Below are 9,942 nucleotides of genomic sequence, written 5' to 3'. Positions count from 1 at the left end.
ATCATCGCCATTTGTCACCGGCTCAATGCCACGCCTTGGCTATCGCACCCCCGCCGAAGTCTTCCGAGAAAAACTGATGTCCGAAATCGACCCCCTGCCCTAACCTCATGAACGTCAGGGTCGCGGCTCAGCCTGAAACCACAACCAGCTCACGCCCGTCCATGGTCGTGATCAGCGTGGTCCTTGCCAGTTTCTGGCATTGGCGCGGGTCGGTGCCGTTGATGCGCTTCAGCAGCAGTTCCGCCAGCGCCTGACCCGTCGCCCGATGCGAGAAATGCGAGGCGTGGACCTTGGTCGCGACATAGCGGTCGATCCGCGTCCCCGAGCGCAGGGCAAAACCGATGCCGCGCACCTCGTCACCGATGCGGTCGCGCACACCCGCCCGTGCACCCAGAAACGTCAACTCGTTCGAACAGACGAAACCGTCCACCCCCCGCTCCAGCAACGGCGGCGCTGCCGCCCGCGCCACGTCGGCGGCAAGGCGGGAATGGTGGCGCAGGACCGGGTCGGGTTCGATCCCGTGTTCGCGCAGCGCGCGTTCATAGCCGCGCACGCGCTGGCGCACGAAAGTATAGCGGGTGTCGCCGTCGATCATGGCGATACGGCGGCAGCCATCACGCAGCAGCGCATCGGTGCTTTGCCAGGCGGCGAATTCGTTATCGACATCGAACCAGGCATGTTCCGAAAACAGCTCGGTCCGGCCAAAGGTGACAAAGGGGAAATCGGCCTCAAGCAGGTAGCGCACGCGGGCGTCCTGCAACTCGATCAGGTCAAAGATCACGCCGTCGGCAAGACGGCCGCGCACGACCTCGTGGATGCGGCCCAGACTGTCATGGGTCGCGGGCACGGCGCGCACGGCGTAATCGGTCCCGGCCAGCCCCTTGTGAAGGCCGTTCAGCAAACCGACCGTGCCGGAATCGCCGATTTCTTCCTCATCGGCGAAATCCAGAAGTGCCATGGCGATCAGGGTCTTGCCGGTGCGCAGCTTGGCCCCTTCCAGATTGCGGACATAGCCCAGACGCTCGGCGGTTTCGCGCACTTTCTGGACCATGTCCGGGCCGATCTTGTGGCCGTCCTTCAACGCGCGCGCGACCGTGGTGACCGACACGCCAAGCTCACCCGCGATGGTCTTGAGCGTGACGGGTGGGGTGTTCGGGGGGCGCTCCATCATGGACCTTTCAAAGCCCTCGCCTCGGGCGGCAGGACCGGCAGCCGCGCCCGCCTGAGGCGCAGCGCCTGCAAGGTCCGAGGCTGTCCGGGAAGCAGGGTGATGCAATTGTCGGACCATATCGTATCGCCGCCCAGATCCCATGTCACCCAAAGCGCCGGACGGTCGCTTGTCAGTGTCACCGTAGGGACACCCTCGGGCGACATGCCGGGCGTGGCAGAGATGACCGGCGAACCAAGGTCATATTCCTTGGGCCGCAGTGGCAGGTATTCGTTTTGACCCTGATGCGCGCCGCTGTCGTCCTGCCAGTCGAAATGCAGAAAGGCATCGGCGGCGACGCCCGGCAGCCGCGCGATTTCGACGGCGCGGTCCGGCGGACAGGTGACGCGCCATTCGCCCAAGGCCTGCCCCGCACCCGCGAAACGCACCGCTTGCAGCGCAACCGTCAGCGCGACCGGCGCGGGCGTGTCATTGACCGCCGTAAGCACGATTTCCCCGGTCGCCGGATCGGGGCGGGCCGCCACCATCACCGGGGCATAGAAGCGCCGCGCCATGTAATGCATCGCCTTCCAGCCGCCGCCATATTCAAGGCTGGACCAGCTGGCCACCGGCCAGGTGTCGTTCAACTGCCAATACAGCGTGCCCATGCAGCGCGGCTTTGACAGCCGCCAGCTTTCGATCGCGGTTTTCATCGCCAAGCCCTGCGAGATCTGGCTGAGCCAGACCAGATCCTCGAACCGGTCGGGAAAGGGGAAATAGCGGACCAGCGTCTCGACGATGCGGCTGTTGCCGCCGGGATTGCGCTGATGCACCTCCATCACGCGCGAGGACAGGTTGCGGTCGGCCGCATCGGTAAAGCTGGCAATCACCCGCGCCGAGGGGAAGGACTGGAAGCCGAATTCAGAACAGAAACGCGGCTGGACGCTGCGGTAATGTTCGAAATCCTTGGCCGAGTGCCAGACATCCCAGAAATGCATGTCGCCGCTGGTATCGTCATGCCAGCCATCGCTGAAATTCAGCGGCCCGACTGACGGAGAACTGGGCCACCACGGCACATCGGGGCATTCTGTCGCGACGACCTCCTCCAGCGCGTGGTTCAGCCGGTCGTAAAGCGCAAGGTAGCGGTCGCGGTCCTTGCGGCTTTCGGGAAACCAGCCGATCGCGCCGACCAGTTCATTGTCGCCGCACCACAGCGCCATGCAGGGATGCGCGGACAGGCGGCGAACCTGCTGGCGAGCCTCAAGCCGGACCAGATCGAGCCATTCGCGGTCCTGCGCCGGATAAAGGTTGCAGGCGAACATGAAATCCTGCCAGACCAGCAGCCCGCGTTCGGAACACATCTGATAGAAGAAATCCGGCTCATAGCAGCCACCGCCCCAGACCCGGATCATGTTCATATTGGCCAGAGCGGCGCTGTCCAGCAGGTCGGCGACCGCTTGCGGCGTGGCGCGGGCAGGCAGCGCATCGGCGGGAATCCAGTTCGCGCCGCGCATGAAGATCTGACGCCCGTTGACGCGAAAGGCGAAGCGGTGGCCGATATCATCGGCGTCCGTCAGCAATTCGATCTGGCGCAAGCCGATGCGCAGGCTGCGGGTCTGGTCGCCGATGCGCAGGTCAAGGTCATACATGTCCTGCGCGCCATGCCCGGCAGGCCACCACAGGCGCGGATCGTCGATCTCGACCGCGATGCGGCTGCGGTTCGGTCCCGGCCAAAGCTGAAGGCGTTCGGTGCTGACCTTGCCGTCGATGCGCAGCACGGCATCGGTGACGATGGGCGTGAAAACCTCGGTCAGCAGGTCCAGTTCCAGCCGCACCTTGCCGCCCTGATGGATCTGGCGCAGAGCCACATCATCCAGCCGCAGGGCGGCGCTGCGCCGCAGACGGATACCGCCATGCACGCCGATCGGACTAAGCGCGATGTTCCAGTCCCAGCCCGCATCGCATTGCGGCTTTCGCAGGAAATTGTAATGCGGCAGGCGGTTGTTCCAATGGATATGCGGCACCGGGAACGGTGCGCTCGCGGCCTTGTCCCGCGCGACGGCCGAGTTCGACAGGAAGCGGATCGACAGCTGGTTCGTGCCCCGCACCAGCGCGTCGGTCACGTCGAAATCATGGCGCAGGAAACGGCTGGCCGGGCGGCCGATCTCGATGCCGTTCAGGGTCACGACGGCATGGCAGTCGACCCCTTCCAGCGTCAGCGTCTGCCGCCCCTCGGCCCCGTCAAAGGCAAAGCTGCGCTCGGCCAGCCATTCGCTGTCATGCACCCAGTCAAGGCTGGTTTCCCGGTCGCGCCAATAGGGATCGGCGATGACGCCATGCGCCAGCAGCACGGAATGGATGTCCCCCGGAAAATCCATCGGCAGGGATTCCGCCCCGCCGATCCGGGTCAGGTTCCAGCCGCGATCCAGGGACCGCTCGGCCGGGTTGCGTTCCTGCTGCATGTCCATCAGATGCGCTCCGGGTTTTGGTGTATCGTTACACCATGCAATTCAGGCTTACCGCGCCATTCTTGCCTTGGTCAACGATAAATACAGTTCAGTCAGCAATGTTGCCCGATTGGCGGCCTGAAAAAACTTCTTGGAGGGAGGGGCCGCATGGGATTAACGTTAAACCTGCAACTGATTCTACCAAGAACGGTTTCAGGGGGAGGAAACATGACAAAACGGCTTTTGCTTGGGGCGACGGCGGCGATTTGCTTCGCGGGGGGCGCCTATGCGACGGAAATCGAGGTCACCCATTGGTGGACCTCGGGCGGTGAGGCGGCTGCTGTCGCCGAATTCGCCAAGGCCTTTGACGCCACCGGCAACAAATGGGTGGACGGCGCGATCGCGGGTTCGGGGGGAACCGCCCGCCCGGTCATGATCAGCCGGATCACCGGCGGCGACCCGATGGGCGCCACCCAGTTCAACCACGGCCAACAGGCACAGGAACTGGTCGAGGCCGGGTTGATGCGTTCGCTGGAAGACGTGGCCAAGGCCGATGGCTGGCGCGACATCGTGCATCCCGCCTCGATCCTGAAAAGCTGCGAGATCGACGGCCAGATCTATTGCGTTCCGGTCAACATCCACTCGCAATTGTGGCTGTGGCTGTCGAATGCCGCCTATGAAAAGGCCGGAGTGCCGGTGCCCAAGGACTGGAACGAATTCGTCGCCGCAGCGCCCAAGCTGCGCGAGGCGGGCATCCAGCCGCTGGTGATCGGTCAGCAGCCGTGGCAGGCCTCGCTGGTGCTGCAGAACGTGATCGCGGCCATTGCCGGACCCGAGGTTTACGGCAAGGTGTTCAACGAGAAGAACATCGAGGCCGTCGCCAGCCCGGAAATGGAAAAGGCCTTTGCCGCGCTGGAAACCGCGCGCGAACTGGCCACCGGGTCGAACGTGCAGGAATGGAACCAGGCGACCACCATGGTCATCAACGGCACCGCCGGGGGTCAGATCATGGGCGACTGGGCGCAGGGCGAATTCGCCATCGCCGATAAGGTCGCGGGCAAGGATTACACCTGCCTGCCCGGTCTGGGTCTGGCCGAGATCGTCTCGACCGGCGGCGACGCCTTCTACTTCCCCAAGGTCGACGATCCCGCCATCACCAAGGCGCAAGAGGATCTGGCCCGCGTCATGATCTCGCCCGAGGCGCAGGTGGCCTTCAACCTCAAGAAAGGCTCGATGCCGGTGCGCGGCGATGTCGATCTGGCGACGGCCAATGACTGCATGCGCAAGGGTCTGGACATCCTTGCCAAGGGCACGGTCATCCAGGGTCTGGATCAGGCGCTGTCGGCGGATGCCGGCACCCAGCTGGCCGATATGATGGTCCAGTATTTCAACCAGCCCGACATGTCGATCGACGACGTGAAAAAGGGTCTGGTCGACATCCTGCAATTCGACAGCTGACGCCGTCCGGGGCAGAGGCGCGCAAGCCCCCTGCCCCATCCCTGCCCTGCCAAACGGGAACCCATCATGGCCAAGACCAGCGCCTCCGGACGCCCGTCCCGGTTGTTCCGGAACCTCAACGCCAAGATCGCCGCCATTCCGATGATCCTGACCGCCTGCGTGGTCTTTGTCGGCTTCTCGGCCTGGACGATCCTGCATTCCTTCACCAAGTCGCGCCTGCTGCCGAAACTGGATTTCGTCGGAACCGCGCAATACGAACGCCTGTGGGCCAGCGACAAGTGGCTGATCTCCATCCAGAATCTGGTGCTGTTCGGCATCTGCATGCTGGTGTTTTCATTCGTGATCGGCTTCCTGCTGGCCTGCCTGCTGGACCAGAAGATCCGCTTCGAGGGGATGTTCCGCACCATCCTGCTTTACCCGTTCGCGCTGAGCTTCGTCGTGACCGGGGTGATCTGGCAATGGATCCTCAACCCCGATTTCGGCGTCCAGTCGATCATTCGCGGCATGGGCTGGGAAAGCTTCACCTTTGACCCGCTGAACAATGGCCGCATCGTGATGTTCGGCGTGGTGATCGCGGCGCTGTGGCAGGGCACCGGCTTTGTCATGGTCCTGCTGCTGGCGGGATTGCGCGGCATCGACGACGAGATCTGGAAGGCCAGCCGCGTCGACGGCATCCCGGCATGGAAGACCTATCTGCTGGTCATCGTGCCAATGCTGCGCCCGGTCTTTGTCACCACCTTGGTCATCGTCACCGCGGGCATCGTCAAGGTCTATGACCTTGTCGTCGCGCAGACCGGCGGGGGGCCCGGCATCTCGTCCGAGGTTCCGGCGAAATATGTCTATGACCAGATGTTCCTGAACCAGAACCTCGGGCAGGGCTTCGCCGCCTCGACCATGATGCTGCTGACAGTCGCCATCATCATCATCCCCTGGGCCTATCTTGAATTCGGAGGGCGGAAACGTGGCTGACTTCGCAATGGAAGCACGCGGGCCACGGCCGCGCAGCCGGATATCCCCGCGCAGCATCATGATCTATGGCACGCTGGTGCTGGTCGCGATCTATTACCTGATCCCGCTTTATGTGATGGTCGTGACCTCGCTGAAGGGCCTGCCCGAGATCCGTCTGGGCAACATCTTTTCCCCGCCGGTCGAGGCCACCTTTGAGCCATGGGTCAAGGCGTGGTCGCAGGCCTGTACCGGGCTGAACTGCGACGGCTTGCAGCGGGGTTTCTGGAACTCGGTCCGGATCACCGTACCTTCGGTCATCATCTCGATCCTGATCGCCTCGATCAACGGCTATGCGCTGGCGAACTGGCGCTTCAAGGGGGCCGAGGCGTTCTTTGCCGTGCTGATGATCGGGGCCTTCATTCCCTATCAGGTGATGATCTATCCGATGGTCATCCTGCTGCGCGAACTGGGCATCTATGGCGGGCTGACCGGGCTGGTGCTGGTCCATACCGTCTTCGGCATGCCGATCCTGACGCTGCTGTTTCGCAACTACTTCTCGACCCTGCCCGAGGAATTGTTCAAGGCCGCCCGCGTCGATGGCACCGGCTTCTGGGGCATCTATTTCCGGATCATGCTGCCCTCGTCGCTGCCGATCATCGTCGTCGCGGTGATCCTGCAAGTCACGGGAATCTGGAACGACTTCCTGTTCGGCGTCGTCTTCACCCGACCCGAATATTACCCGATGACCGTGCAGCTGAACAATATCGTCAACACCACGACCGGGGTGCGCGAATACAACGTCAACATGGCCGCGACGATCCTGACCGGCCTTGTTCCGCTTCTCATCTATTTCGTCTCGGGCCGCCTATTCGTGCGCGGCATCGCGGCGGGCGCTGTCAAAGGATAGGCCATGATGCATCAATCCGTCTCAGTCACCGACAGCTCACTGTCCATCCGGGGGCTGCAACTGTCCTTCGGCGCGGTGCAGGTGCTGCATGACGTCAGCATGGAGATCGGCCGCGGCGAGTTCATCGTCCTGCTGGGCGGCTCGGGGTCGGGGAAATCCACGATCCTGAACTGCATCGCGGGGCTGCTGGATGTCTCGGATGGGCAGATCTTCATCAACGGGCGCAATGTCACCTGGGAAGAGCCCAAGGATCGCGGCATCGGCATGGTCTTCCAGTCCTATGCGCTTTACCCGCAGATGACGGTGCGCGGCAATCTGGCCTTCGGGCTGAAGAACGCCAAGCTGCCCAAGGATGAGATCGCCCGCCGCATCGACCGCGCCGCCCGCATCCTGCAGATTGAGGATTATCTGGATCGCAAGCCCGGCGCGCTGTCGGGCGGCCAGCGCCAACGGGTCGCCATCGGTCGGGCCTTGGTGCGCGACGTGGACCTGTTCCTGTTCGACGAACCGCTGTCGAATCTGGACGCAAAGCTGCGCGCCGAATTGCGGGTGGAAATCAAGCGCCTGCATGAAAAGCTGGGCAATACCATGGTCTATGTCACCCATGACCAGATTGAGGCGATGACGCTGGCCTCGCGCATCGCGCTGCTGCGTCACGGCGTCATCCAGCAATTCGACACGCCCGATGAAATCTATCGCCGCCCGGTGAACCTGTATGTGGCGGGCTTCATCGGCAGCCCTTCGATGAACTTCCTGAAAGGCCGGATCGAGGGCGAGGATTTTGTCTTCAACAGCCACCGCATCCCGCTGGCGGGCTATGACGGCCGTCCCCGCGACGGCGAGGCCATCCTTGGCGTCCGCCCCGAACATACCGGCTTTCGCACCGGCACGGACGGGGTCACCGCCAAGGTCGAGCTGCAGGAGCATATGGGCGCGGAAAGCGTCATCCACCTGTCGCTTGACGGCCAGCGCTTTGCCCTGCGCACCCCCGACGACACCCACATCCCCGAAGGCACGACCCTGTCCCTGACCTTCGACATTTCCCGCGCGTCGCTTTTCGACCCGCAATCCGAACTTCGGCTTTGAACCCCAAGGATCACCCAATGCCTGTTCTGTCCTATCAGCTATACTCATCGCGGAATTTCTCGGGTCTGGAACAGACCTGCGACATGCTTGCCCGTGCAGGCTATGAGGCGGTCGAGCCCTACGGCGCGCTGCTGGCCCAGCCCGACACTCTGGCCCGCGCGGTCGAGGAAAACGACCTGCGCGTCCCCAGCGCCCATGTCAATCTGGCCGAGCTTGAGGCCGATCCCGACCGCTTCATCGCCTTGGCCGCGCGTCTGGGCATCCGCACCTATTACGCGCCCTATGTCATGCCCGACCAGCGCCCCACCGATGGCGCGGGTTGGCGCGAATTCGGCGCGCGTCTGGACCGCGCCGGTGCGCCCCTGCGTGAGGCGGGCTTGGGCTTTGGCTGGCACAACCATGATTTCGAATTCGTCCCCACCGCCGATGGCGTCGTCCCGATGGAGGCGATACTGCAAGGCGGCCCCGATCTGGAATGGGAGGCGGATATTGCCTGGATCATCCGCGGTGGCGCCGATCCCTATGACTGGATCGCCCGCCATGCCGACCGCATCACCGCCGCCCATGTCAAGGACATCGCCCCCGCCGGTGAAAAGACCGATGAGGATGGCTGGGCCGATCCCGGAACCGGCGTGCTGGACTGGCCCGCGCTTTACGCGGCGCTTGGCCGGACAAAGGCGGGGATTCTGGTCATGGAGCATGACAATCCCTCGGATGACGCCCGTTTCGCCCGCGCCGGAGTGGCGCTGAATGCCGGGTTGGAGGCCTGACATGACTGACCTGAATATCGGCATCATCGGGGCCGGAAACATCTCGAAGACCTATTTCGAAATGTCGCCCCTGTTCGACGGCATCAAGGTCGTGGCCGTGGCCGACCTGAACGCGGAAGCAGCCGCCCGCGCCGCCGAAACCTATGGCGTCCGCGCCCTGACCACTGATGCGCTGCTGGCCGATCCGCAGGTTGACCTGATCGTCAACCTGACCATCCCGGCGGCGCATTTCGAAGTCGCCCGCGCCGCACTTCTGGCCGGAAAGCATGTCTATTCCGAAAAGCCCTTCGTGCTGTCGGTCGAGCAGGGCCGCGAATTGCAGGCGATTGCCTCGGAAAAGGGGCTGCGCGTCGGCTCGGCCCCCGACACCTTCCTTGGCGGCGCGCATCAGCAAGCCCGCGCCTTGCTGGATGCCGGTGAAATCGGCCCGGTCCACAGCGCCACCGCCCATGTGATGTCGGCGGGGATGGAGCATTGGCACCCGAACCCCGATTTCTTCTTCCTGCCCGGCGGCGGCCCCATCCTTGATCTTGGCCCCTATTACATCGCAGCCTTCGTCAACCTGCTGGGCCCGGTCGCCCGCGTCACCGCCCTGACCGGCATGGCCAGCGCGGAACGGGTGATCCGCTCGGAGCCCCGCGCGGGCGAACGCATCCCGGTCAAGACGCCGACGACCATCCATGCGCTGCTGCAATTCGCATCCGGCGCGATGGTGACCTTGGGCGCGTCTTGGGATGTCCACGGCCACCGCCACGGCAATATGGAGGTCTACGGTGCCGAGGGCAGCATGATCCTGCCCGATCCGAACTTCTTTGGCGGCCCGGTCGAAGTCTCGCATCGCGGCGAGGCCTTGGCTCCGGTCACGACGTGGGACCATCCCTTTGCCGTGCCGAATGAGACGGCCAATGGTGTCGCCCGCGCCAATTACCGCGCCGCAGGTCTGGCCGACATGGCCCGCGCCATCCGCGAGGGCGGCGATTTCCGCTGCGACCAATCCCGCGCGCTGCATGTGATCGAGGTGATGACATCCATCCTGCAGGCGGGCGAGACCGGCGAATGGATCACCCTGACCACCACCTGCACCCGCCCCGAGGCGCTGGGTCCCGATGCCGCGCAAGCCCTGCTGCGCGCCGAGGAAGCCGCCCCCGCCGCACGCACGGCTTAAGGCAAGGCGACGGC

8 protein-coding genes and 1 pseudogene are annotated in these 9,942 nt (G+C 64.0%); 7 read left to right on the top strand and 2 right to left on the bottom strand.

The features are described 5' to 3' along the window. Window positions 1–103: pseudogene (locus GL300_RS27410) on the top strand (IS30 family transposase); the annotation flags it as partial. Between the two features lie 24 nt (window positions 104–127). On the opposite strand, the gene GL300_RS10000 reads toward GL300_RS27410, so the two are convergent. Both GL300_RS10000 and GL300_RS26170 read right to left on the bottom strand, forming a co-directional pair. Next, the gene (locus GL300_RS10000) at window positions 128–1,171 is read right to left on the bottom strand and encodes a LacI family DNA-binding transcriptional regulator (RefSeq protein ID WP_170297652.1); all 1,044 of its coding nucleotides are present in this window, start codon (window positions 1,169–1,171) and stop codon (window positions 128–130) included. Continuing rightward, window positions 1,168–3,615, bottom strand: a complete 2,448-nt coding sequence (locus GL300_RS26170; RefSeq protein WP_170297651.1) for a beta-mannosidase — start codon at window positions 3,613–3,615, stop codon at window positions 1,168–1,170. The genes GL300_RS10000 and GL300_RS26170 overlap by 4 nt, the downstream gene beginning before the upstream one ends. 207 nt (window positions 3,616–3,822) lie before the next feature. On the opposite strand from GL300_RS26170, the gene GL300_RS09995 reads away from it, so the two are divergent. From GL300_RS09995 to GL300_RS09970, 6 genes are all read left to right on the top strand, one after another. After that, entirely contained in the window at window positions 3,823–5,052 is a 1,230-nt protein-coding gene (locus tag GL300_RS09995; RefSeq protein WP_155039476.1) for an ABC transporter substrate-binding protein, read from the top strand. Window positions 5,053–5,118: 66 nt separating this feature from the next. Further along, the gene (locus GL300_RS09990; protein ID WP_155039475.1) at window positions 5,119–6,021 is read left to right on the top strand and encodes a carbohydrate ABC transporter permease; all 903 of its coding nucleotides are present in this window, start codon (window positions 5,119–5,121) and stop codon (window positions 6,019–6,021) included. A gap of 7 nt (window positions 6,022–6,028) precedes the next feature. Continuing rightward, a complete protein-coding gene (locus GL300_RS09985) occupies window positions 6,029–6,907 on the top strand; it encodes a carbohydrate ABC transporter permease (protein ID WP_155039502.1) in 879 nt (292 codons plus the stop codon). 3 nt (window positions 6,908–6,910) lie between these two features. Then, complete coding sequence (locus GL300_RS09980; protein ID WP_246195134.1) at window positions 6,911–7,993, top strand: ABC transporter ATP-binding protein; 1,083 nt, start codon at window positions 6,911–6,913, stop codon at window positions 7,991–7,993. A gap of 17 nt (window positions 7,994–8,010) precedes the next feature. After that, entirely contained in the window at window positions 8,011–8,763 is a 753-nt protein-coding gene (locus tag GL300_RS09975) for a sugar phosphate isomerase/epimerase family protein (protein WP_155039474.1), read from the top strand. A 1-nt stretch (window position 8,764) separates the two neighbouring features. Further along, the gene (locus GL300_RS09970; RefSeq protein WP_155039473.1) at window positions 8,765–9,928 is read left to right on the top strand and encodes a Gfo/Idh/MocA family protein; all 1,164 of its coding nucleotides are present in this window, start codon (window positions 8,765–8,767) and stop codon (window positions 9,926–9,928) included. The last annotated feature ends 14 nt before the right edge of the window (window positions 9,929–9,942 follow it).

This window comes from Paracoccus litorisediminis (assembly GCF_009711205.1).
Taxonomy (GTDB): domain Bacteria; phylum Pseudomonadota; class Alphaproteobacteria; order Rhodobacterales; family Rhodobacteraceae; genus Paracoccus; species Paracoccus litorisediminis.
Note: the sequence above shows the minus strand (reverse complement) of the source record. Positions and strands in the feature narration are given on the sequence as shown.